The organism is Paraburkholderia sp. (genome assembly GCF_028283785.1).
In the GTDB taxonomy this organism is placed as follows: domain Bacteria; phylum Pseudomonadota; class Gammaproteobacteria; order Burkholderiales; family Burkholderiaceae; genus Paraburkholderia.
This window is the reverse complement of sequence record NZ_JAPWKB010000018.1, coordinates 257483-280077: the sequence shown is the minus strand read 5'-3', so window position 1 is coordinate 280077 and position 22595 is coordinate 257483. Positions and strand designations below refer to the sequence as shown.

The 22595-nt window shown below is 64.2% G+C and carries 20 protein-coding genes, 1 other RNA gene and 1 riboswitch; of the genes, 11 read left to right on the top strand and 10 right to left on the bottom strand.

Annotated elements, in window-relative coordinates; translation table 11 throughout:
- Positions 1-1101, bottom strand: a complete 1101-nt coding sequence (lptF, locus tag PW947_RS21085) for an LPS export ABC transporter permease LptF (RefSeq protein ID WP_299634323.1) — start codon at positions 1099-1101, stop codon at positions 1-3.
- Positions 1102-1237: 136 nt separating this feature from the next.
- On the opposite strand from lptF, the gene PW947_RS21080 reads away from it, so the two are divergent.
- From PW947_RS21080 to PW947_RS21070, 3 genes are read left to right on the top strand one after another with little or no spacing between them, the layout of a single operon-like run.
- A complete protein-coding gene (locus tag PW947_RS21080; RefSeq protein ID WP_299634322.1) occupies positions 1238-2749 on the top strand; it encodes a leucyl aminopeptidase in 1512 nt (503 codons plus the stop codon).
- Between the two features lie 55 nt (positions 2750-2804).
- A complete protein-coding gene (locus tag PW947_RS21075) occupies positions 2805-3221 on the top strand; it encodes a DNA polymerase III subunit chi (RefSeq protein WP_299634321.1) in 417 nt (138 codons plus the stop codon).
- A gap of 50 nt (positions 3222-3271) precedes the next feature.
- Positions 3272-5365: a DUF2486 family protein gene (locus PW947_RS21070; protein ID WP_299634320.1), complete on the top strand. Its 2094-nt coding sequence runs from the start codon at positions 3272-3274 to the stop codon at positions 5363-5365.
- 129 nt (positions 5366-5494) lie between these two features.
- On the opposite strand, the gene PW947_RS21065 is transcribed toward PW947_RS21070, so the two are convergent.
- The gene (locus tag PW947_RS21065) at positions 5495-5830 is read right to left on the bottom strand and encodes a c-type cytochrome (protein ID WP_299634319.1); all 336 of its coding nucleotides are present in this window, start codon (positions 5828-5830) and stop codon (positions 5495-5497) included.
- A 171-nt stretch (positions 5831-6001) separates the two neighbouring features.
- A complete protein-coding gene (gene ilvD, locus PW947_RS21060) occupies positions 6002-7675 on the bottom strand; it encodes a dihydroxy-acid dehydratase (RefSeq protein ID WP_299634318.1) in 1674 nt (557 codons plus the stop codon).
- Positions 7676-7871: 196 nt separating this feature from the next.
- On the opposite strand from ilvD, the gene PW947_RS21055 reads away from it, so the two are divergent.
- Both PW947_RS21055 and lgt read left to right on the top strand, forming a co-directional pair.
- A complete protein-coding gene (locus tag PW947_RS21055) occupies positions 7872-8861 on the top strand; it encodes a LysR family transcriptional regulator (protein ID WP_299634317.1) in 990 nt (329 codons plus the stop codon).
- Between the two features lie 35 nt (positions 8862-8896).
- Positions 8897-9802, top strand: coding sequence for a prolipoprotein diacylglyceryl transferase (lgt, locus tag PW947_RS21050; protein WP_299634316.1), 906 nt, complete (start codon positions 8897-8899; stop codon positions 9800-9802).
- Between the two features lie 143 nt (positions 9803-9945).
- On the opposite strand, the gene PW947_RS21045 is transcribed toward lgt, so the two are convergent.
- The 5 genes from PW947_RS21045 to PW947_RS21025 form a co-directional block, all read right to left on the bottom strand.
- Positions 9946-10674, bottom strand: coding sequence for an SIMPL domain-containing protein (locus PW947_RS21045; protein WP_299634315.1), 729 nt, complete (start codon positions 10672-10674; stop codon positions 9946-9948).
- A 239-nt stretch (positions 10675-10913) separates the two neighbouring features.
- Positions 10914-11372: an EVE domain-containing protein gene (locus tag PW947_RS21040; RefSeq protein WP_299634314.1), complete on the bottom strand. Its 459-nt coding sequence runs from the start codon at positions 11370-11372 to the stop codon at positions 10914-10916.
- Between the two features lie 143 nt (positions 11373-11515).
- Positions 11516-11698, bottom strand: a non-coding RNA gene (gene ssrS, locus PW947_RS21035) — 6S RNA.
- Positions 11699-11789: 91 nt separating this feature from the next.
- Positions 11790-12104, bottom strand: coding sequence for a cell division protein ZapA (locus PW947_RS21030; protein WP_299634313.1), 315 nt, complete (start codon positions 12102-12104; stop codon positions 11790-11792).
- Positions 12101-12454 carry an ATPase gene (locus PW947_RS21025; RefSeq protein WP_299634312.1) on the bottom strand — a complete coding sequence of 118 codons (354 nt, stop codon included), beginning with the start codon at positions 12452-12454 and terminating at the stop codon, positions 12101-12103. The genes PW947_RS21030 and PW947_RS21025 overlap by 4 nt, the downstream gene beginning before the upstream one ends.
- Positions 12455-12671: 217 nt before the next feature.
- Positions 12672-12925, top strand: a riboswitch (cobalamin riboswitch).
- Between the two features lie 98 nt (positions 12926-13023).
- On the opposite strand from PW947_RS21025, the gene PW947_RS21020 reads away from it, so the two are divergent.
- From PW947_RS21020 to cobC, 6 genes are all read left to right on the top strand, one after another.
- A complete protein-coding gene (locus PW947_RS21020) occupies positions 13024-14904 on the top strand; it encodes a TonB-dependent receptor (protein ID WP_299634311.1) in 1881 nt (626 codons plus the stop codon).
- A 57-nt stretch (positions 14905-14961) separates the two neighbouring features.
- Positions 14962-16014: an iron ABC transporter permease gene (locus tag PW947_RS21015; RefSeq protein ID WP_299634310.1), complete on the top strand. Its 1053-nt coding sequence runs from the start codon at positions 14962-14964 to the stop codon at positions 16012-16014.
- A gap of 2 nt (positions 16015-16016) precedes the next feature.
- Positions 16017-16832 carry an ABC transporter ATP-binding protein gene (locus tag PW947_RS21010; RefSeq protein WP_299634309.1) on the top strand — a complete coding sequence of 272 codons (816 nt, stop codon included), beginning with the start codon at positions 16017-16019 and terminating at the stop codon, positions 16830-16832.
- Between the two features lie 47 nt (positions 16833-16879).
- Positions 16880-17938: a nicotinate-nucleotide--dimethylbenzimidazole phosphoribosyltransferase gene (gene cobT / locus PW947_RS21005; RefSeq protein WP_299634308.1), complete on the top strand. Its 1059-nt coding sequence runs from the start codon at positions 16880-16882 to the stop codon at positions 17936-17938.
- Between the two features lie 87 nt (positions 17939-18025).
- Entirely contained in the window at positions 18026-18841 is an 816-nt protein-coding gene (locus PW947_RS21000) for an adenosylcobinamide-GDP ribazoletransferase (RefSeq protein WP_299634307.1), read from the top strand.
- Positions 18826-19416, top strand: coding sequence for an alpha-ribazole phosphatase (gene cobC / locus PW947_RS20995; protein ID WP_299634306.1), 591 nt, complete (start codon positions 18826-18828; stop codon positions 19414-19416). Before PW947_RS21000 ends, cobC begins: the two co-directional genes overlap by 16 nt.
- A 1163-nt stretch (positions 19417-20579) precedes the next feature.
- On the opposite strand, the gene PW947_RS20990 is transcribed toward cobC, so the two are convergent.
- A complete protein-coding gene (locus tag PW947_RS20990; RefSeq protein WP_299634594.1) occupies positions 20580-21470 on the bottom strand; it encodes a cobalamin-binding protein in 891 nt (296 codons plus the stop codon).
- A gap of 14 nt (positions 21471-21484) precedes the next feature.
- A complete protein-coding gene (locus PW947_RS20985; protein WP_299634305.1) occupies positions 21485-22591 on the bottom strand; it encodes a threonine-phosphate decarboxylase in 1107 nt (368 codons plus the stop codon).
- Positions 22592-22595: the final 4 nt, after the last annotated feature.

Below are 22595 nucleotides of genomic sequence, written 5' to 3'. Positions count from 1 at the left end.
TCAGGCTCCCCGCGAAATGCGGCGGAACATCGCGCGCGTGAAGAGCGGCCGGTTACGCACCCGCAGCCAGAAGATAAACACGACGATCGCCGCCACCACGATGTGCAGCGACACCAGCCCCACGACGAACGACATCTTTCCCTGTTCGATCCAGGACTGCACCACGTTCAGCAAATTCGAGTACGTCAGATAAATCAGCACGGCCATCACGAGATTGATCGTGCGGCTGCGCCGCGGATTCTGGTGAGCCAGCGGAATCGCGAGCAGCATCAGGTTGATTGCGATCAGCGGCAAGCCCGCGCGCCATGCAAGCTCGGCGAGATTCTGGCGAGTCGGGTTGCGCAACAGATCGAGGGTGGGCGTGCCGGTCGGCGTGGGCGTGTTGACCACCGGCTGGCTCTGGATCTTCACGCCGTAGCGTTCGAATTCCATGATGCGAAAGTCCGGATGACCCGGCTCGCCGTCGTAGCGACGGCCGTTTTCGAGCACCACGAAACGGTCGCCGTTCTTGTGGGTTTCGGTGTGGCCGTTCTTCGAGACCACCACGTTGACCTTGCCGTTTTCGGTGCTGGTGACGAAGACGTTTTCGACGTGACCCTGATCAGGCGACATCTTCTCGATGAAGAACACCCGATGACTCGTAGTGGATTCGCGGAACTGGCCCGGCGCGAGCAGCGAGACTTCGTCGCGCTGCTGGAAGCGCGCGCGGATCAGCTTGCTCTGCTGGTTGGACCACGGCCAGCCGACGAACACGAAGAACATGATCAGGATGATGATCGGCGTGGCGAAAATGCCGATGGGCTTGATGAAACGCGTAAGACTGACACCCGACGCGAGCCACACCACCATTTCCGAATCTTTGTACCAGCGGGTCAGCACGAAGAGGATCGACACGAACAGCGTGGCGACCAGCATGATCGCGATATAGCCGATGACGGTCAGGCCGATCAGCACCAGTACGTCGCGTGGATCGATTTCGCCCTGTGCGGCGAAGCCGACGATGCGGATCATCATCGTCGTCAGCACGAGCGTGAGAAGAACCATGAACACGGCACCAGCCGTATACGCGAGTTCGCGCTGGAGGGAGCGTTCGAAGATCATTATTGATGAAGAGAGGGGGTACGCCGGACGGCGCCCGGATGACTGCCGTCACGCCTGCCGTGCAGCCGCCATGGGAAAAATAGCGGATAATTGCGGCTTTCATCCTAAGCCCAGATTTTATCCGAGGACAAGCGCGATGGACTTTAGCATAAAAGCCTGTGATTGGAGCAAAGGCTCGTCAAACGGGTTCCTGACCGGAAAATCCGATTGCATCGTGATCGGTGTTTTCGAGTCGCAGACGCTGTCCGGTGCCGGTCTCGAGATCGACGCGGCCACCAAAGGCCTGCTCACCCGCATCATCAAGGCGGGCGATATGGAAGGTAAGGCAGGGACCACGCTGTTCCTGCATGAAGTATCGGGTATCGGTGCATCGCGGGTGCTGCTGGTCGGTCTCGGCAAGCAGGACGCGTTCACGCAAAAAGCTTACGGCGACGCGGTGCGTGCTGCATGGCGCGCGCTCCTCGGCACGAAGATCGCCCAGGTGACGTTCACGCTGGCGCAGTCGCCGGTGATCGAACGCTCGGCAGACTGGGCCGTGCGTGCGGCGATTCTCGCGCTGCGGGAACTGACGTACAAATACACGGAAATGAAGAGCAAGCCGGACACGACGCCGCGCGCATTGAAGCGCATCGTGTTCAGCGTCGACACCGTCGACGAAAAGCTCGCCAAGCTGGCCGCGAAGCAGGGCGCCGCGCTCGCGAACGGCATGGACCTGACGCGCGACCTCGGCAATATGCCGGCCAACTTCTGCACGCCGACCTACCTCGGCACGACGGCCCGAAAGCTCGCGAAAGACTGGGACATGAAGGTCGAGGTGCTGGGCGCCAAACAGGCCGAAGCGCTGAAGATGGGTTCGTTCCTGTCGGTCACGCGCGCGTCGGTCGAGCCGCCCGCGTTCATCGTGCTGCAGTATCGCGGCGGTGCGGCGAAGGCTGCGCCCGTCGTGCTGGTCGGCAAGGGCGTCACGTTCGACACCGGCGGCATCTCGCTGAAGCCGGGCGAGGGCATGGACGAGATGAAGTACGACATGTGCGGCGCGGCGTCGGTGCTCGGCACGTTGCGCGCGGTCGCCGAAATGGGCCTGAAGATCAACGTGGTCGGCATCATCCCGGCCTGTGAAAACATGCCGGCCGGCAACGCCACGAAACCCGGCGACGTCGTCACCAGCATGAAGGGTTTGACGATCGAAATCCTGAACACGGACGCCGAAGGCCGCCTGATCCTGTGCGACGCGCTGACGTATGCGGAGCGTTTCAAGCCGGCTGCCGTGATCGATATCGCGACGCTGACGGGTGCGTGCATCATCGCGCTCGGCCATCACAACAGCGGTCTGTTCTCGAAAGACGACGCGCTCGCGGGCGAATTGCTCGACGCATCGCGCGAGGCATCGGACCCGGCGTGGCGCATGCCGCTCGACGACGAGTATCAGGACCAGCTGAAGTCGAACTTCGCCGACATCGCCAATATCGGCGGCCGTCCGGCGGGTAGCGTGACGGCGGCGTGCTTCCTGTCGCGCTTCACCGAAGCGTATCCGTGGGCGCACCTGGATATCGCCGGCACCGCGTGGAAGAGCGGCGCGGCGAAGGGCGCAACCGGCCGTCCGGTGCCCTTGCTCGCGCAATTCCTGATCGACCGCGCGTCGCAATGATCGAAAGCGGTCTGGAAGGGAAGCACAGCATGCGTACGGCGAAGCGGAGCGGGACGTGACGAGAATCGATTTTCACTCGAACGTCGGCGATTCGCTGCTGTACGCGTGCCGCCTGGTACGCAAGGCGTACCAGGCGAACCAGCCCACCATCGTGCTGGCCGAGCCCGCGCGGCTGCGGGCTTTCGACGAGCAGTTGTGGACCTTCTCGCCGCTCGACTTCGTGCCGCACTGCATGGCCGGCACGGCGCTGGCGGCGCAAACCCCGATCGTGCTGGCCTCGTCGCTCGACGAGGTCCCGCATCATCAGGTCCTGCTCAATCTGGGCGCCACGGTTCCCGCGCAGTTCGCGCGTTTCGAACGCCTGCTCGAAGTGGTCGGCAATGCGCCCGACGAACTGACGGCTGGGCGCGAACGCTATCGCTTTTATCGCGATAGGGGCTATGCTCTGAACAACTATAAGCAAAGCGCGTAGCGCCTGCTTTGAGCCATCGGCTCGTCCGATCCATCGACGGAGTCTATTTCGTGCCCGATTTGTCTCATTCGTCTGAAGTTATTGATGACGCGATCCCGGTTTTGCACGACGTGCTGGTGCCGGGCAATCCGGCCCGTGCGCGCGCGGCGGATGTCGCCGTGCGTTTCGTTCCCGATGAACGCGACGGCTCGACGCCGGTTCGCGGCCGCGAGCCGGTGCGCACGCTCGACTGGTCCGACGAGGCGGCGCTCGCCGCTGGCGCGGGCGGTTTGCAGGGCGCGAGTCTGCCCGAGCCGCAGCTGAAGTTCGGCACGCAGCGAACCGGACCGGCTGCGCCGATGACACCGGCTGCGCCAATGGTGCCGGTCGTGGGCGAGGATCCGGACACGTCCGATACGCTGGTGGCGCCGGTCGCGAGATCGCTGGACGCCGGGCATCCGCAGGAAAGCGACGCGCCGTTTATTCCGGTTGAGCCGTCGGTCGACGAATCGTTTGCCGAACGCTTCGTCGAGCCGTCCATCGGACACACGCACGATCCGTTGGACGAACGCATCGAACCGACGTCGATCGAGCCGAATCTGCCGCGTCCTGACGCGGATCGCGAAGAGGACGCACGAGAGCCGTCGTTCGGGATGACGGAGCCGGTCGAAGATCACGCGCATCAGGTCGCGTTCGAGGCCGAACCGGCACCGGCGTCGGAGCACGTCGCCGAAACGCTGGTGGAGCCGGTCGAAGATCACGCACATCAGGTCGCGTTCGAGGCGGAACTGGCACCGGCGTCGGAGCATGTTGCCGAACCGCTGGTGGAACCGGTCGAAGATCACGCGCATCCGGTTGAGGCCGAGCCGGAACCGGCGTCGGAGCATGTCGGCGAACCGTTCGTCGAACCGGTTGAAGAACACGCGCATCAGGCCGCGTTCGAGCACGCGCCGGAACCGGCAGCGGAGCACGTCGGCGAACCGTTCGTGGAACCGGTCGAGGATCACGCACATCAGGCCGCGTTCGAGCATGCGCCGGAACCGGCAGCGGAGCACGTCGGCGAACCGTTCGTCGAACCGGTTGAAGAACACGCGCATCAAGTTGCGGCTGAACACGCGCCCGAACCGGCGTCGGAACACGTCGGCGAACCGTTTACACAGGCCGCCGAAGAACCCGCGCATCAAGCCGCGTTCGAACACGCGCCGGAACCGGCATCGGAACGCGTCGCCGAACCGTTTGCCCAGGCTGCCCAAGAACACGCGCATCAAGCCGCGTTCGGGCACGCGCCTGAACCGGCTTCGGAACACGTCGCCGAACCGTTTGCCCATCCGGCCGACGATCACACGCATCGAGCCGCATTCGAACACGCGCCGGAACCGGCATCCGGACACACCTTCGAGCCGGTCGCGCATTCGTTCGACGCTCACCCGTACGAAGCGTCGCTGGAGCCGGTCGGGCAACACGCGTTCGAACCCGTCGCGCACCATCAAAACCCGTGGGACAACCGCGCTCACCCAGGTTCCGAGCCCGCGTTCGTCGAACAGCATCTGCAAGCGTTCGGCGAACCTGCGCCGCAGCCGCTCGTCGAAGAACCGCCGTATCAGCCGTTCGGCGAGCCGGTGATCGCACCCGTCAGCGAGCAGTTCGCGGAAGCGGACACCCACGAAGCCGCAACGATGTTCGAGCGGTCCGAACAGGCGATTCCCGCCGAACTCGGTCAGTTCGCCAACTTCGTCGAACCCGCGCCGTTCGCTGATGCCGGGTCACAGCAACACGCATCGCAGCAACACGCATCGCCGCACGCACCGATCGACGACGCCGCGCCGACCATGTTCGAGCGCAACGAGCCGGCCATTCCCGCCGAACTCGCGCATCAGGTCGAAGCATCGCCGGAAGAGATCGCGTTCCATCACGCGCCGTCGCCGGCACCCGTGCCCGTCGATGGCGATCTGCTGGCCGAGCGCTTGCGTGGTCGCGTCGCGGCGTATCTGTCCGGGGAAGGGCGCACGTTGATCGAAGCGCGTTGCCGCGAAGCCTTGCAGGAACACACCACCTGGATGCTCAGCCGCATCACGCTCGAAGTCACGCTCGCGCTGGGATCGGAAATGACGAACTGGGTAAAAGCCGCCGTCGAAGAAGAAGTCGCGCGCCGCACCGGCAGCTAGGCGCGGGCAATACGCGCGCAGGCAACAGCAACAGCGCCTGGCGTCACGAAAAAAGGCCGCACAGTCATCGACTGTGCGGCCTTTTTCATGGCTGGAACCGACCGCGCCGGATCGCGACCCGGCCGGCGTTCACTTCAGCGTCAAGATCCAGTTTGCCAGCGACGCCGCCTGATCCGGCGTCAATTGGGTATTCGCGGGCATCGGCACCGGTCCCCAGGTGCCCACGCTGCCGTCCATGATCTTGTGCGCGAGATACGTGGCCGCGCCGTTATTCGTCGCATATCTGGCGGCGACATCGTGCAGGGCCGGACCCATGAACGGACGACTCACCGAGTGACAGCTCAGACAATTCTGCTGCTGCGCGAGCGCGAGGCCCGCCGGCCCCGTCACGGTTTCTGCGTGAGCCGGGCCGCCCAGCGCGACGGCACCCGCGAGCGCCACTGCTGCAAACGACATTGATTTCATTCTGGTCTCCGCCGGTGCAGACGCCCGACTTTTGGTGTGCGCATTATAAAAGGAAAGGGGCGCACGTTTTCCCGTGCGCCCCTTTCATCTTCCCAGCGTCTTCCCGGCCCCAGCGTGATCTAGCGCACCTGCGTGCGTACCGGCATGCCGCGGACCGTGCGCCAGCGCGCGTTAACCGGTCACCGCGCCCTTGTTGGCCGGCAGTGCGAGTGCTGAGTACTTCGCGAGAATGCCGCGGGTGTAGCGCGGTTTGGGCGCTTGCCATGCCGCCCGGCGACGCGCGATTTCCGCGTCGTCGACGTTCAGTTGCAGCAGCAACGCATGCGCGTCGATGGTGATCGAATCGCCTTCCTCGACGAACGCGATCGTGCCGCCGACGAACGCTTCCGGCGCGACGTGACCGACCACCATGCCCCACGTGCCGCCGGAGAAGCGGCCGTCGGTGATCAGCCCGACGCTCTCGCCCAGACCCTTGCCGATGATCGCCGACGTCGGCGCGAGCATTTCCGGCATGCCGGGGCCGCCCTTCGGGCCGAGATAACGCAGCACGACCACGTCGCCGGCCACGATCCGGTCGTCGAGAATCGCGGTCATCGCGCTTTGCTCGTCGTCGAACACGCGGGCCGGGCCTGTGATCACCGGGTTTTTCAGGCCGGTGATCTTCGCAACCGCGCCATCGACCGCCAGGTTGCCCTTGAGGATCGCGAGGTGGCCTTCGTCGTAGAGCGCCTTGTCGATCGGGTAGATCACCTTTTGATCCGCGCGCGGCACGCCCGGCACATCCTTGAGTTCTTCGGCAATGGTCTTGCCGGTGATCGTCATGCAGTCGCCGTGCAGCATGCCGGCGTCCAGCAGGATCTTCATCACTTGCGGGATGCCGCCCGCCTTATGCAGATCCGTCGCGACGAACTGACCGGACGGCTTCAGGTCGCAGATCACCGGCACTTTCTTGCGCATCCGTTCGAAATCTTCGATGGTCCATTCGACTTCCGCGGCATGAGCGATTGCGAGGTAATGCAGCACCGCGTTGGTCGAGCCGCCCGTCGCCATCAGCACCGCCACCGCGTTTTCGATCGACTGCTTCGTGATGATGTCGCGCGGCTTCAGATCCTTCTTCACGGCTTCGACCAGCACGCGCGCGGATTCCGCGGCCGAATCGACCTTTTCCTGATCCGGATTGGCCATCGTCGACGAGTAGAACAGCGACATGCCCAGCGCTTCGAACGACGAGCTCATCGTATTGGCGGTGTACATGCCGCCGCACGAACCCGTCGACGGACACGCGTTCTTTTCGACGCCCTCGAAATCTTCCTGCGACATGCGCCCGGCCGTGAATTCCCCGACGGCTTCGAACGACGAAACGATCGTCAGATCCTTGCCCTTCCAGTTGCCCGGACGGATCGTGCCGCCGTACACGTAGATGCCCGGCACGTTCATCCGCGCGAGGCCGATCATGCCGCCCGGCATGTTCTTGTCGCAGCCGCCGATCACCACGACGCCGTCCATCCACTGGCCCTGCACGCAGGTCTCGATACAGTCGGCGATCACCTCGCGCGACACCAGCGAGTACTTCATGCCTTCGGTGCCCATCGACATGCCGTCGGAGATGGTCGGCGTACCGAAAATCTGCGGATTCGCATCCGCGCCCTTGACGGCGGCGACTGCGGCGTCGGCGAGCCTTTGCAGGCCGGCGTTGCAGGGCGTGATGGTCGAATGACCGTTGGCGATACCGATCATCGGCTTGTCGAAGTCTTCCTTTTGATAGCCGAGCGCGTAATACATCGAACGGTTCGGCGAGCGCGCGACGCCCTGCGTGATGTTTCTGGAACGACGGTTGTACGGCATGGGGATCTCCGTTTTTTTTGACGAGTGCGCCTGAACGATCGGCGTGGCCGCGTGACGGGCCGATACGCGGCCCAGCGGCTGGCTGACTTCAGTGTAGTTTCTGGCGCGAACTGCAAGAATGCAGTTTCTCGAAGTTCGGGTCCAATATATTATTCAGGCTCTATTGAGTCGTAAAAAGTCTTACAGAACCGTTTCGATGCTACCTGCCGTGCCCGATCTGCGCCTGTTGCGCTACTTCGTCACCGTCGCCGAGGAAAAACATTTCGGTCGGGCAGCGGTGCGTCTGTCGATGACGCAGCCGCCGCTGTCGCAGGCGATCCGCGCGCTCGAAGACACGCTGGGCGTCGAACTGTTTGCGCGGACGCGGCGTTCGGTCGAGCTGACGCGTGTGGGCGCGGATCTGCTGCCGGAAGTACGTCGTCTGCTGGCCAGCGCGGAAGGGCTGCGGCCGCTCGCGCAGTCGCTGGCGCGCGGCGAGGCGGGCGTGCTGTCGCTCGCCTTCGTGTCCACGGCGGATTACGGGCTGTTGCCGCCGCTGCTGCGCGACTTCGGCGCGCGTCATCCGCGGGTGCGGCTGGAATTGACGGAAGCCACCAGCGACGTGCAAGTGGATGAACTGGTGGCGGGCCGGATCGATGCCGGTCTCGTGATCGCGCCGGTGGCGCCGCGTCACGACGCGCAGTTGTCGTGGCTGCCGATCGCCCGCGAGCCGCTGGTGATCGCGATGTCGTCGGAGATGGCGGCGCGCATCGCGGCGGACGCTGCGGCGAACCCTCCGGCGAACCCGGATGCGCAGCCGGAATGGCTGGATGGGCCGGTCAGCCTGCGCGAGTTCGCCGATGCGCCGCTCGTCATCTTCCCGAGACGTTTGGCGCCTGGCTTTTATGACATCATTATGGATTGCTACGGCGTGGCGGGACTCTCGCCGCGCATCGGCCAGCAAGCCATCCAGATGCAAACGATCGTAAGCCTGGTGTCAGCCGGCATGGGCGTCGCACTGGTGCCGCAATCGTTGCGTAACCTGCGTCGCACCGGCGTCGTGTACCGGCCGCTGCGTGAATCGGTGCCCGCAATCGAAACCGGCCTCGTATGGCGCACGGACGAAGTCAGTCCGGTGCTCGCCGGTTTTATCGACATCGTGCGCGCGCATGCGGCAACGGTGCTCGCGCAGCCCTCTGCTTTTTAACGCTTCAGACTCCCCTTAACCCCATTCCATATCCGATGCATATTCACCCGAATTTCGACCCCATCGCCATTCATCTGGGGCCGCTGGCCGTCCGCTGGTACGGCCTGATGTATCTGGTCGCGTTTATCCTCGCGATCGTCGTCGGGCGGCTGCGTCTGCGGCTGCCGTACGTGGCCGCGCAAGGCTGGACCGCCAAGGATATCGACGACATGCTGTTTTACGGCGTGCTCGGCACTATTTTCGGCGGCCGTCTCGGCTATGTGCTGTTCTATAAGGCGAGCTGGTACTTCGCGCATCCGCTCGATATCTTCAAGGTGTGGGAAGGCGGCATGTCGTTCCACGGCGGCTTTCTCGGCGTCACGCTGGCGATGGTGCTGTTCGCGTACCAGCGCAAGCGCTCGTGGCTCCAGGTGACTGATTTCGTCGCGCCGATGGTCCCGACCGGTCTGGCTGCCGGGCGCCTCGGCAACTTTATCAACGGCGAGTTGTGGGGCCGCGTGACCGATCCGGCCGCGCCGTGGGCGATGCTGTTTCCGGGCGCGTCGAACGAAGATGCGCAGTGGCTCAGCACGCATCCGGAGCTTGCCGCGAAGTGGCATCTGGCCGACGTATTCGCGCAATATCACATGCTGCCGCGTCATCCGTCGGAGTTGTACGAGATCGCGCTCGAAGGTGTCGCGCTGTTCCTCGTGCTGTGGTTCTACTCGCGCAAGCAGCGTCCGCTCGGTGCGATCTCGGCGGTGTTTCTGATCGGCTACGGCCTCGCGCGTTTCACGGTGGAGTTCGCGCGTGAGCCGGACGACTTCCTCGGTTTGCTGGCGCTCGGCATGTCGATGGGCCAGTGGCTGTCGCTGCCGATGATCATCGTCGGCATCGCGGTTCTGGTGTGGGCGTACAAGCGCCATGGCCGTCAGGCGACGCAAGCGGTCGGCGCGAACTGATTGCGTGCGACGCGTGACGGTTTCGCTTCGGTTTTAGCGACCGGCTGACGCTGACCGGAACCGCAAACAAAAACGCCACGGCTTGCCGTGGCGTTTTTTTTGCAGCGTAGCGTGACGTGAAGTAACGCGGATGCCGACGCGCGTTACTTCATCTGCACCGAACCCGACACGTTGACCGTGACCGTGGATGTGCCCGCTTCGAGCGGCATCGACGCGACTTTGGCGTCGGCGGCCATGCCGCGCGCGCTCATCATCATCATCGGACGCGGCATCACGGCGCCGTTGTGCCCGACGTTGACTTCGCGAATCGAGTAGCCGCTATAGCCGAAAGCCTGCGCCGACGACGCGGCCTGCTGGCGGAACGATGCGATCGCCTCGCCGGTCAGCTTCTGCTCGGCGGCGCGTTGCGATTCAGGCGACAACGAAAACTGCACGTTACCCACCTGCATGATCGATGCCATCTGACCTGCGAGCTTCGAGGCCGCCGCGAAATCGTGCGATTCGAGCACCACTTCCGTGCGGCCGCGCCATGCGGAGATGCGGCCGTCGCGATCGGTCGAAGGCTGGATCGAGAACGAACCGGTGCGCGCCGTCACACCGCTGACGCCCTTGGCTTTTTGCAGCGCGGATTCCGCGCGTTGGTTCAGCGTGTTCGTCAGCGACGACGGGTCGCTCGCTTCCTGCTCGTAAAACAGCGTGATATTGACGACGTCTTGCGGCACTTCCGCGCTCGCCTGTGCGTTCAGCGACAGCACGCCGGCCGGCTGGTACGGCGCGTTTTGCGCGCGGGCGACAGCCGGTGCGACGGACAGCGCGAGCGGTGTCGCGCAGGCCATCGCGAAGGCGAGCACGCGTGCGGTTTTTCGGGTCATTGCGGAACTCCTTGCTGAAGCGTTGGAACGGTTACGCGCGACGGCGAGCGCGCCGGTGAATGAAATGGCACGACGTTTGCGGGCCATTTTCCGGAGCCAGTTAGGCGCCCGTAAGCTCCGCTTGGTTCCCCAATTCATCGCAACGTTCGACGTAGGCTGCGCACGCTCAAACCGGCACGGAATACAACGCATCCAGCATGCGTTTTAGCGCACGCGCGTGCGCACAATCCGCTGCGATCTCAAACCAGATGGCCGGTGATGAAACGCCATTCGGCGTCGGTGACGGGGGTGATCGAAAGACGGTTGCCTTTGGCCAGCACACGCATTTCCGCGAGTTCCGGATGCGCTCGCAATGTGGCGAGCGCAATCAAAGGCACCTTCTTGTTGAACACGACATCGACCAGCAACCAGCGCGGTTCCTCACGCGACGATTTCGGATCGTAGTACGGGCTCTCTGGATCGAATTGCGTGGGATCGGGATACGCCGTGGACGATACTTCGGCGAGGCCCGCAATACCCGGCTCGGGACAACTGGAGTGATAGAACAGCACGCCGTCGCCGGGTTGCATCGCGTCGCGCATGAAATTGCGCGCCTGATAGTTGCGCACGCCGGTCCACGGCAAGGTGCGATGCGGGGCGCTCGCGAGATGGTCGATGCCTGCTTCGTCCGGTTCGGACTTCATTAGCCAGTAGCGCATGAATCGAAGAGAACGTGACGACGTTGAAGGGCGGCGTACCAGCGTGTGCAGCATCGATGACACGGCGATGACCGTGCGGCAATGCAAAACACGCGCCACCAAAGAAAAACGGCATCGAGCTTTCGTTCGATGCCGTTTTGAATAAGGTCCCCACCTTGGCCGCTAGGCCGGCATCCTGAACCGGAGGATTCAGAATTGGTCGCAGTTAGTAGCTCATCGGGTACATCAGACAGAGTGACGCGCACACCAGAGTTACAAATTTCCACAACCGTGCACATGGCATTGGTTCAAGGAATATATGACCTTGGCGAACCAGGCAGGGAAGCTAAAACGTTTGAATCTGAACGGCAGTATCAGCTACACACTGCACTTCGTTCACACTCGTGGCGGACTATAACACCGGCACAAAAAACTTTTCTACTGCACCGCGTACTGCTGAATCACAGTACCCAGTTGTTCGTTCATTTGACGCATTGTACGCCGGATTTCTTCGGCGGGGAAAGCTTCTCCGTGACGAACGCTCGCTTGCAACTTAAGCAGTTCCGATGCCAGCGACAACGCAGCCATGACCGCAATGCGATCGGTGCCGCGCACGTTGCTGTGCGCACGAATCTTGTTCATTTCGGCGTCGACGCGCGCGACCGCTTCGAGCAGCGCCGCTTCGGTTTCCGGCGAGCAGGCGAGACGATACGGCTGTCCGAGAATAGCGACATCGATCTGCTTGGTGGTCATGCGTTTTCTCCGTGACGGGCGCCGGCGTTCTGTGCCTCACCTTCCTGTTGCGCGGCGAGCAGATCGAGCTGATTGTCGGGCTCGGCATGTCCGCGAGCGCGCGGCAATTTTTCGAGGATGGCGTTCAGGCGCACTTGCGCGTCGTCGATTTTTGCCGACAGCGCGTCGCGTTCCAGTTGCAGCGCATTGCGCTCTTCGCGCATCAGCTCGAGTTCGGCGCGCGAGGCTTCTGCCTCTGCACGCAATTGCGCAAGCTGCTCTTCGAGCGCGTGACGCGCCTCGTTGTGGCGTTGGCTGATCGAGATCAGCTTGCCGATATTCTGTGAGAGTGTTTCGAGTTCGTTGAGCATGTGCTGCGTCCTCTAAAGACACCGCATTTTAGCGCGGAATGTCGCAGTTTCCGATAAATGTCTCGTTTCGAGACGTAACAACATCGCTTTGTGCATCGTTCTTTGGCAAACGGTCGTACGAGATGTCGCGCGATTCGGAAAAATCCCACGCTAACGTTCGATGTCATGCGTGTCGATGCGCTGGATAGCCCTTTCTTGACGACGTTTTTACCCGCTCCTACACTTGCCGCACTTTGGTGCCCGCGCGCGAATTCACATCGTGCGCAGTTAAACGGGAAACAGGGCGCGCGCCTCGCGGCGTGCCAACCTGTGCTGCCCCCGCAACGGTAAGCGACCGCATGACCTGTCATGCAAGTCGATCTGATCGCGCGTTCGAAGCTGAACCCGCGAGTGTGCCACTGCGCGAGATGCGTGGGAAGGTGGATCGATGTGTCGCCAGCCCGGATACCGGCCAGAGCGAGAGGGCGCGTCAGTGCGTCGCGCCGTTCGTGCGCGGTGACGATGACACGTCCGTGACGCGGCGGTCTGCGGGGAAGCAGACTGCGCACGCTATCCACAGGATGTATCCCATGTCGTTTTCATTTGCCCGCGTCGCACGGCTGGCGGCTGCCGGCTTGCCGCTCGCGGGCGGCGCACTATCCGCGCACGCGCAGACCCGCACCGCCGCCGACGATCCACCCACCGCGGCAACCACGCTCACACCCGTCGTCGTGACCGCCGATCGCGCGCCGCAATCGCTCGCGGACACGATTGCGCAAACCACGCTGTTCGACGCACAGGACATCGCCGACACCAGCGCCACCGATCTCCCCGGCCTGCTGCAATTCGCGCCCGGCGCGCAGATCACCCGCACGGGCGGCCCCGGTTCGACCGCGAGCCTGCTGCTGCGCGGCGCATCGTCGACGCAATCGTTGCTGCTGATCGACGGCGTGCGGGTCGATTCGGTGAGTCTGGGCAACGCGCAACTCGCGCAACTGCCGCTCGATCAGATCGATCGTGTCGAAGTGGTCAACGGCAATGTGTCGGCGTTGTACGGATCGGGCGCGATCGGCGGCGTCGTTCAGGTGTTCACGAAAGACGGCGGCGCGCATCCGCCGCGATTCAATTTCTCGGTCAGCGCGGGCAGTTATCACACGCAGACGCAGCAGATGGGCGTCGACGGCGCGCTCGATCGAGACGGCAAGACGACCTTCAGCGTGTCGCTCGCGCGCTCGAAAGACGATGGCTTTTCCGCGCAGAATCCGGCGCAGGCGCCGGGCGCGAATCCGAACGCGAACGGCTATCTGAACGAGAGCGTGTCGGCGTCGTTGCGTCACCGATTCGGTGACGGATGGGACGCGGGCGTGTCGTATCTGCAATCGAACGGCGTTGCGGGTTACGACAACGCGTACGGCGCGCCGACCGATCTGAACGATTTGTATAGCAAGGTGCGTCAGGCGTCGGTGTTCGCGAACGGCAAGCTGACCGACTGGTGGACCACGCACGTGACGCTCGCCGAAGGCGACGACCGCAGCGTCGCGAAAACGAACGGCGCGTACAACAACCGCTTCGACACGGACAACCGTCAATACACGTGGCAAAACGATTTCACGATCGCGCCGCAGCAGCGCATCCAGGCGGGCTACGAACATCTCGACCAGAGCCTCGACTCCGACCAGTTCGCCGCACCGAAGCGTCACGTGGATTCGGTGTTCGCCGGTTATACGGGACGGGTCGGACGCAACCAGTTTCAGGCGAACGTGCGGCGCGACCAGTACTCGGACTTCGGCGGAGCGAACAGTTACTATCTCGGCTACGGCTTCGAGCTGACCGATGCATGGAAGATCACCGCGAGCTATTCCGACGCATTCCGCGCGCCGAGCTTCGACGATCTGTATTACCCCGGCAGTGGTAACACCGCGATCCAACCGGAGCGCAGTCATTCGATCGAAGCCGCATTGCAGCACTCGACGTCCGCGTCCGGCGTGATGCGGGTGAGCGTGTTCCAGACGCGTTATTCGAATCTGATCGACTACGCGGAAACCTCGCCGGGCATCTACGTCGCGCAGAACGTCGGGCGCGCGAAAGTGCAGGGTGTCGAAGGATCGTGGCGCGGTCGTCTGGGGCAGACGGACGTGCGCGCGTCGGTGACCGTGCAAAACCCGGTCGATGAAGACACGCACACCGACCTCGTGCGTCGCGCGCGGCACTTCGCGTCGTTGTCCGCGAATCGCAATATCGCAGCGTGGCGAGTCGGCGGCGAGTGGATCGTCAGCGGCGCGCGCAACGACACCAGCGCGCGGCTCGGCGGCTACGGCATCGTGAATCTGTCCGCGCGCTACGCGATCACGAAAGCGTGGTACGTGGCGGCGCAACTCCAGAATCTCTTCGACAAGGACTATGAAACGGTCTACACGTACAACTCGCCGCGTCGCGCCGCGTATCTCACGCTCGGCTGGCAGCAGCAATGACGATGCACGCGTTGTCGCGCGCGCGACCGGCGCTGCGCCGCGCATGATCTCGCGCCGATGAACCGCGCCGGCCTGCACGCCACGCGCGCGTCGCGCCGCGTCCCCGTGATGAACGCGACACGTGCCGCGACCATCTGGCTCGCGCTCGGCGCGCTGTCGGTCGTCGTGCTGGTCGCGTCGCTGGCGGCGGGCAGCGTGGCGGTCACGCCGTCGGGCGTGCTGGCCGCGCTACTGCCGTCGCATTCCGCGTCGCCCGATCTCAGCGTCGAAATCGTGCGCTCGCTGCGTTTGCCGCGCGCGCTCGCCGGTTTCGCGTGCGGCGCGTTGCTCGGCATCGCGGGCGCGCTGCTTCAGGTGCTGTTGCGCAATCCGCTCGCGGAGCCGTACGTGCTTGGCGTGTCGGGCGGCGCGGCCAGCTTCGCGTTGCTCGCGATGTCGACCGGGTGTGCGTGGTGGCTGGTCGATACCAGCGCCTTCGCGGGCGCGTTCGTGTCGATCCTGCTGGTGCTCGGCCTCGCGCGACGCGAGTTATGGCGCGGCGAACCGCAGGACAGCTCGCCGCGTTTGCTGCTGACGGGCGCGGTGCTCGCCGCCGGTTGGGGCGCGTCGATCACGCTGATGCTGACGATCGCCCCCGACAACCGCTTGCGCGGCATGCTGTTCTGGCTGACCGGCGACCTGAACGGCGGCGGCATGCCGTGGCTCGCGCTGGTGGCGCTGGCCGTCGTACTGATCGCGATCGTGCCGGTCGCGCCGCAACTGAACGTGCTGTTGCGCGGCGACACTGCCGCACAAGCGCTCGGCGTGCCGGTGATGCGCCTGCGTTTGCGCGTGTATCTGGTCGCGTCGCTGGCGGCCGCTGCGGCAGTGACGACCGGCGGCACGATCGGTTTTGTCGGTCTGGTCGTGCCGCATATGGTGCGGCTCGCGTTCGGCAACGATCAACGGATGCTGCTGCCTGCGGCCGCGCTCGCCGGTGGCGCGGCGGTCGCGGGAGCGGATCTGCTGGCGCGCACGATCGTCGCGCCGTCGCAATTGCCGGTCGGCGTGATTACCGCGTTGCTCGGCGTTCCGGTGTTTTTGTGGATGCTGCTACGGCGCGCGCGTTGACGATGACATCCCATCCCAACGCGCTCACGCACGCGCACACCGCGACCTTGAGCGTCCAGCATCTGACGCTGCGAGCGGGCGCGCGCACGTTGCTCGACGACTTCACGCACACGTTTTATGCAGGCGAAATCTGGTGTGTTGCCGGGCCGAACGGCGCCGGCAAAACCACTTTGCTGTCGACGCTCGCCGGCTTGCAGCAACCGGCAAGCGGGCACGTCGAAATCGACGGCGTGCGGCTGCGCGACTGGCCTTCGCTCGCGCTGGCGCAGCGTCGCGCGGTGATGCCGCAGAGCGCGCACGACGCGTTTAGCGCGAGCGTGCTCGATATCGTGATGCTGAACCGCTTCCCGCATCTGACCGGCTGGGGCTGGGGCTGGGAGCGCGATGCCGATCGCGACGCCGCGCTGGCCGCGCTCGATGCGTTGGGCCTGACCGGTCTCGCGTCGCGCGATGTGCTGTCGTTGTCGGGCGGCGAGCGGCAACGCGTCGCGCTGGCGGCGGTGTTGAGTCAGGACGCGCCGCTGTTGCTGCTCGACGAGCCTTTATCGCATCTCGATCTGCATCATCAGATCGACTGTCTCGACGTCTTGCGCGACTGGACGCAGAGCGCCCGGCGATGCGTCGTGCTGTCGTGTCACGATCTGAATCTCGCGCGCCGTTTCGCGACGCATGCGTTGCTGCTCGACGGGCAGGGCCACGCGTATGCCGGTCCGGCGCGCGACGTGTTGAGTCCGGAACTCGCGGGCCGCGCGTTCGGTTATTCATTGATCCTGCTGAAGGACGGCGAGCACGAAGCGTTGATTCCCGCGACGCGTTGATCGATCCCAGCGTTTACCCAGCATTTTTTCGAAGCCAGACTATTTATATGACCTCATCCGCTCCGTTGCCCGTCGTCGAACCGCTCGATCAATCCTTGCGCGCCGAGTTGCAACGCGTCATCGATACCCGGACGAAACCGCCCGGCAGCCTTGGCCGCCTCGAATCGATCGCGTTGCAGATGGGGCTGATCCAGCGCAGCACGCGTCCCACGATCCAGCGTCCGGCGATGATCGTATTCGCCGGCGATCACGGCATCGCGCACGAAGGCGTGAGCCCGTATCCGCAAGCGGTGACGGTGCAGATGGTCGCGAACTTTCTGGCGGGCGGCGCGGCGATCAACGCGTTGAGCGGTGTCGCTGGACTCGAACTGGAGGTCGTCAACGCGGGCGTGGCGACGCCGCTGGACGACGCGCCCGGCCTCGTCAACACGCCGGTCGCTGCCGGCACGCGCAACTTCGCGCACGAACCCGCGATGACCCGCGAAGAAGCGCTGGCCGCGTTGCAGGCGGGCGCGGCGCGGGTGCGGCATCATGCATCGCTGGGGACCAACGTGATCGGTTTCGGCGAAATGGGCATTGCGAATACGTCGTCGGCCGCGTGTCTGATGAGCCGGCTGTGCGGCGTGCCGATCGACGATTGCGTCGGGCGCGGCACGGGTCTCGACAACGCCGGACTCGCGAGAAAGCGCGAGATTCTCGCGGCCGCGCTGGCGTTCCATGCGACCGACGACGCACGCACGCCACTCGACGTGCTCGCGACGTTCGGCGGTTTCGAGATCGCGATGATGACGGGCGCGTATCTGGCCGCCGCCGAAGCACGGATGACCATCGTGGTAGACGGCTTTATCGCGACCTCGGCGTTGCTGGTCGCCGATGCGATGTCGCCTGCGGTGCGCGAGTACTGCGTGTTCGCGCATGCGTCGAACGAAGCGGGGCATCGGCGGATGCTCGCGCATTTTGGCGCGACGCCGCTGCTCGAACTCGATCTGCGTCTGGGTGAAGGCACGGGCGCGGCGCTGGCGGTGCCGCTGCTGCGCGCGGCGGTTGCATTCGTCGAGCGGATGGCGAGTTTCGAATCGGCGGGCGTCGATGATCGCGATGCGTGACCGGAACGCCGATTCCGGGCGCGACCGTGACCTTGCTGAAGCGTTGTTCGTGGTCTGTATGTTCAACCGGCATTTGCCATTGCGCCGATGAATCCACTTGCTGAACTGCGTTATTTTTTCACCGCGCTCGGCTATTTCACGCGGGTGCCGGTGCCGCGCTGGGTCGGTTACGAACCGCACTATCTGAACGCGGCGGCGCGCTATTTTCCGCTGGTCGGCGTGCTGGTGGGCGCACTGGGCGCGTTGATTTATCTGGGCGCGTTGCGGGCGTTGCCACCGGGCGTCGCGGTCTTGCTGTCGATGGCCGCGACCTTGCTCGTCACCGGCGCGTTTCACGAAGACGGTCTCGCCGATTGCGTCGATGCGTTCGGCGGCGCCTATACGCGCGACGATGTGTTGCGAATCATGCACGATTCGCGGATTGGCGCGTTCGGCGCGATTGCGCTGATGATTTCGCTCGCGTTGAAGTGGCAGACGCTCGCGTCGTTGCCGCCGATGCGTGCCGCGAGTCTGATGATTGCCGCGCACGCGGCGAGCCGCGCGTTCGCGATCAGTTATCTCGCGACGCGCGATTATGTTCGCGCGGAAGGCAAGGCAAAGCCGGTTGCGCAGCGGCTGGGCGGGATTGCGCTGATCGTGGCGGGAATATTCGGTTTGCCGTGGCTGTTCGTCGCGAACGGGGCGGCGTGTGGCGACGCGCTGACGTCGTGGTGGTGTGTCTGGTCTGCAAGCGGATGGCGTTTTGGCTGTGTCGTGCTGGCGATTCTGCTTATCATGCGATGGTCGCTCGGACGATATTTCGTCCGGCGCATTGGCGGTTATACGGGCGATTGCCTCGGCTTCGCACAACAGGTTTTTGAACTGACGATCTACCTGACAGGGCTCGCATGGATCTCGTTCTGATGCGTCATCCGGCTGTGGCGGTCGATGCCGGCGTATGTTACGGCCACAGCGACGTGCCGCTGGCCGACGCGCCATCGGCGTCGGCAACGGCGCTGGCACTGCGTCTCGCGGCGTTGCAGGCGCCACCGCCGCGGGTTTTGCTGTCGAGTCCGTTGACGCGATGTTCGACGGTGGCCTCGGCGCTCGCGGCGAACTTTGGTTGTGCGCAGAGTTTCGACGACCGGTTGAAGGAGATGGATTTCGGCGCATGGGAGCAGCAGCGCTGGGACGCGATCGACCGTGCCGCGCTCGATGACTGGGCCGCGAATTTCGATCATGCGCGTTCGCATGGTGGGGAGAGCGTGGCGCAGTTCGTGGAGCGGGTGCAGGCGTGGCTGGATGCGTTTGCGGTGACGCGGGAGTTGTCGCCGGCGTATGTGGTCACGCATGCGGGGGTGATACGGGTGATTGCGTCGTTGTTGCTGGGGGTAGGGGTGAGGCAGTGCTTGCAGTGGGCGCTGGAGGTGGGGGGCGTGGTGTGGTTGAGGCGGGATGAGGGGACGCAGGTGTGGGGGGTGGTTAGGTGGAATGCTTGAAGGTTGGGTTTGGTTGCGGCGGCGCTGGTTGTTGAGGTGGTTGTCCCGGTTTCACGGTGGTTTGCCTGGATTGTTCCTGTGCGGGACCGGTGCGTTTTGCGGTGCGCTCGGTGTTGGTTTGGTTGCTCCTGGCGTGGGGTGCGCGTCCTGTATTCACGCTGGTTTGCCTGGATCGTCCCTGTGCGGGACCGCACCTACTTTTCTTTGCTCGCGCAAAGAAAAGTAGGCAAAAGAAAGCGCGTTTACACTGACACTTCGTAGCGAGTGGCGTCTAGTATTTTTCGGGTAGTGGTCCGCGCACGATTTGAGTTGCCGCACCGCTTTACTTGGTGACAAGGCAGTCATTAGTTCCGGCTGTTCGCTCCGCGACAGCCGACGGGCACAGCCCCGTCTTTATCTCTTAGCGCCATTCGCGCGCTGTACTTCGTCCGTCACAACACCCGTTTTCCTGGCATGCGCCGGTCTGGTCTTGCGCGCAAATCCCAAGCCAATCAGGACGTCGAAACCATCGCGAAGGGCGAATGCCGTGGCGAAAATCGGGCCTTGAGCCGGGACGCTGGAACGGTCGTGAAAGCGTGCAAATCGAGAGGCGCAAACCGGCCTTCGAGCCGACGCGGGAACCGTTATAAGGGCTGGCAATTCGAGAGGCGAAACCGGGCTTTGATCCGACGCCGGAACCGTGTGAGGGCTGGCAATTCGAGAGGCGAAACGGAGCTATGATCCGACGCCGGAACCGACGTGAGGGCGAGCAAATCGAGAGGCGCAAGCCGGGTTTTGAGCCGAGGCCGGAACCGTCGAAAAAGCGGGCGAATGCCGTGGCGCAGATGGGTTTTTGAAGTAGGCTACCGCCGCGAAGCGGGCGGGATGTGCGGGCGCGGACCACCGGGAAAAACGGACCGCCAACTCCAAACGTGCGCGGACCACTACCCGAAAAATACTAGACGCCACTCGCTACGGAGTGGCGGTGTAAACGCGCTTTCTTTTGCCTACTTTTCTTTGCGCGAGCAAAGAAAAGTAGGTGCGGTCCCGCACAGGGACGATCCAGGCAGACCACCGCGAAACCGGGACAACCAAAACCCAAACCACGCAGACCAACGCGAACCCGGGACAACCGAACAACACCAGGCAAAGCCACCCCAACCCCAAACCCCAGCCCGGACGGGCTAAAACCCCCTCCCTCTCACTCCCTCCAGATCCTCACACAAAACCTTAGCCCCTTCGACAATCCGGGGCGAAGCCCGATCAATCAAATCCCCATCGATCGCAAACAGATTCCCCCTGGCCACCGCCGTCAGCGACGGCCACGCCCGCCACCTCTCAAGCCCCGGCAACGGCGCATCCGGCTTCGTCGCGCCCACCGACGCCGTCACGATCGCCTGCGGATTCGCGGCCAGCACCGCCTCCGTCGAAACCGTGGGCGCCAGCGGCGTCAACTGCGCAAACACATTTCGCCCACCGCACAACGCAATCACATCGCTAACAATATGCGCACCGTTCAACGTCATCAACGGCTGATCCCACACCTGATAAAACACGCTGACAGGTGGCCGCGCCGCATAACGCGCGCGTAATCCGGCGATCCGCGCCCGATAGTCCGCCGCCGCGTTGTCGGCAACGCCCGACGTACCCATCAACGCGCCCAGCTTCGTCAACGACACGGCAACATCGTCGAGACGATGCGGTTCGCTGAAAAACAGCGGCACATGCAATTCACGCAGCCGGTCGAGTTGACGCTGCGCATTCCCATGCCGCCACACGACAATCAGATCCGGCTTCAACGCGACGATCCGTTCGAGATCGAGCGCCTTGTTGTCGCCCACTCGCGGAACCTGCTTCGCCTCGGGCGGATAGTCGCTGTACGAGACCGCGCCCACCAGCTTCGATCCGCCACCTGCCGCATACACCAGCTCGGTCACGTGCGGCGCAAGACTGATCACACGCTGCGCAGGCGCGGCTAGCGTGACGGTAGCGCCGGTATCGTCGGTGACGGTGATCGCGGCATGCGCGTGCGATACCGAAACGACCGTCAGCACCGTTAGCGCTCCACGCAACATCCATCCATATCGGCTCACGCGTCGCGCTCCTCGATGCCGCTCGCGGTGCGCAACTCGCGGACGCTCTCGCTGAGACCGGTCTCTAAACGGCGCCACTCGTCGTCATTCGACGGCAAGCCAAACCGCACGCTTGCCGATGCCGCGAACAGCCGTGTCCAGATGCCACGACGGGCGAGCGCTTCGTGCAAGGCCGCCGCGCGCCGGTCCGCTGTCCACGCAAACAACGGCGTGCTGCGCGTGGCAAAACCCAGTACGTTCAGCAATGCGTTCAGCCGTTTCGATTCCGACGCGAGTTGCGCGCGCATCGACGTCTGCCATTCGACATCGGCGAAAGCGGCCTTCACCGCGTGACGCGCCGGACCGCTGACGGTCCACGCGCCGAGGCTTTCGCGCAACCCGGCCAGCAACGCGGGCGCGCCGAGCACGAAGCCCGCGCGCACACCGGCCAGTCCGAAAAATTTGCCCGGCGAGCGCAACACGACGAGTCCGGGACGATCGACCTCCGACGCCACCGACGCCACCGACGCCACCGACGCCACCGACGCCACCGACGCCACCGACGCCATCGACGCCATCGACACATCCGGCATCGCATCCGCGAACGCCTCGTCGACGATCAGCGTGCCGCCGCGTTCGACGAGTTGCGCGTGCCACGCGTGAAGCCGCGCGACGCCGACATGATCGGCGCTCGGGTTGTTCGGATTTACGACGACGACATGCGTGAACGCGGGCGGCAACGTGTCGGACGCGATGTCCAGCGTCGCCACCCGATGCCCCGCGCGCTCGAACGACGGCGCGTATTCGCTATACGTCAGCGGCGCAATGCCGACGGTGCCGCGCGCCAACAGCGTCGGCAACGTGCGGATCGCGGCCTGACTGCCCGCCACCGGCAACACATGACGGGCATCGGGCGCGCCGTAATACGCGGCGGCCACGTCGGCAAAGCCGTCGCCTTCGTCCGGCAGGCGACGCCACGCGTCGGCCGGTACGGGCGGCACCGGATAGCCGTGCGGATTGATGCCCGTGGACAGATCGAGCCACTGTGCATACGGGATGCCGTAACGCGTGGCCGCTTCATGCAGATTGCCGCCGTGAACGATGCCTTCAGCCTTGATTGCCATGGTC

What these genes read in the sequence shown, in the direction of transcription:
- PW947_RS21025 (WP_299634312.1), bottom strand. Translation starts at nt 12,454, where the DNA reads ATGCTCAACGAACTCGAAACACTCTCACAGAATATCGGCAAGCTGATC.
- PW947_RS21080 (WP_299634322.1), top strand. Translation starts at nt 1,238, where the DNA reads ATGGACTTTAGCATAAAAGCCTGTGATTGGAGCAAAGGCTCGTCAAAC.
- lgt (WP_299634316.1), top strand. Translation starts at nt 8,897, where the DNA reads ATGCATATTCACCCGAATTTCGACCCCATCGCCATTCATCTGGGGCCG.
- PW947_RS21045 (WP_299634315.1), bottom strand. Translation starts at nt 10,674, where the DNA reads ATGACCCGAAAAACCGCACGCGTGCTCGCCTTCGCGATGGCCTGCGCG.
- PW947_RS21030 (WP_299634313.1), bottom strand. Translation starts at nt 12,104, where the DNA reads ATGACCACCAAGCAGATCGATGTCGCTATTCTCGGACAGCCGTATCGT.
- PW947_RS20985 (WP_299634305.1), bottom strand. Translation starts at nt 22,591, where the DNA reads ATGGCAATCAAGGCTGAAGGCATCGTTCACGGCGGCAATCTGCATGAA.
- lptF (WP_299634323.1), bottom strand. Translation starts at nt 1,101, where the DNA reads ATGATCTTCGAACGCTCCCTCCAGCGCGAACTCGCGTATACGGCTGGT.
- PW947_RS21065 (WP_299634319.1), bottom strand. Translation starts at nt 5,830, where the DNA reads ATGAAATCAATGTCGTTTGCAGCAGTGGCGCTCGCGGGTGCCGTCGCG.
- ilvD (WP_299634318.1), bottom strand. Translation starts at nt 7,675, where the DNA reads ATGCCGTACAACCGTCGTTCCAGAAACATCACGCAGGGCGTCGCGCGC.
- PW947_RS21000 (WP_299634307.1), top strand. Translation starts at nt 18,026, where the DNA reads ATGAATCCACTTGCTGAACTGCGTTATTTTTTCACCGCGCTCGGCTAT.
- PW947_RS21020 (WP_299634311.1), top strand. Translation starts at nt 13,024, where the DNA reads ATGTCGTTTTCATTTGCCCGCGTCGCACGGCTGGCGGCTGCCGGCTTG.
- PW947_RS21015 (WP_299634310.1), top strand. Translation starts at nt 14,962, where the DNA reads ATGAACCGCGCCGGCCTGCACGCCACGCGCGCGTCGCGCCGCGTCCCC.
- PW947_RS21040 (WP_299634314.1), bottom strand. Translation starts at nt 11,372, where the DNA reads ATGCGCTACTGGCTAATGAAGTCCGAACCGGACGAAGCAGGCATCGAC.
- cobC (WP_299634306.1), top strand. Translation starts at nt 18,826, where the DNA reads ATGGATCTCGTTCTGATGCGTCATCCGGCTGTGGCGGTCGATGCCGGC.
- PW947_RS21010 (WP_299634309.1), top strand. Translation starts at nt 16,017, where the DNA reads ATGACATCCCATCCCAACGCGCTCACGCACGCGCACACCGCGACCTTG.
- PW947_RS20990 (WP_299634594.1), bottom strand. Translation starts at nt 21,470, where the DNA reads ATGTTGCGTGGAGCGCTAACGGTGCTGACGGTCGTTTCGGTATCGCAC.
- cobT (WP_299634308.1), top strand. Translation starts at nt 16,880, where the DNA reads ATGACCTCATCCGCTCCGTTGCCCGTCGTCGAACCGCTCGATCAATCC.
- PW947_RS21055 (WP_299634317.1), top strand. Translation starts at nt 7,872, where the DNA reads ATGCTACCTGCCGTGCCCGATCTGCGCCTGTTGCGCTACTTCGTCACC.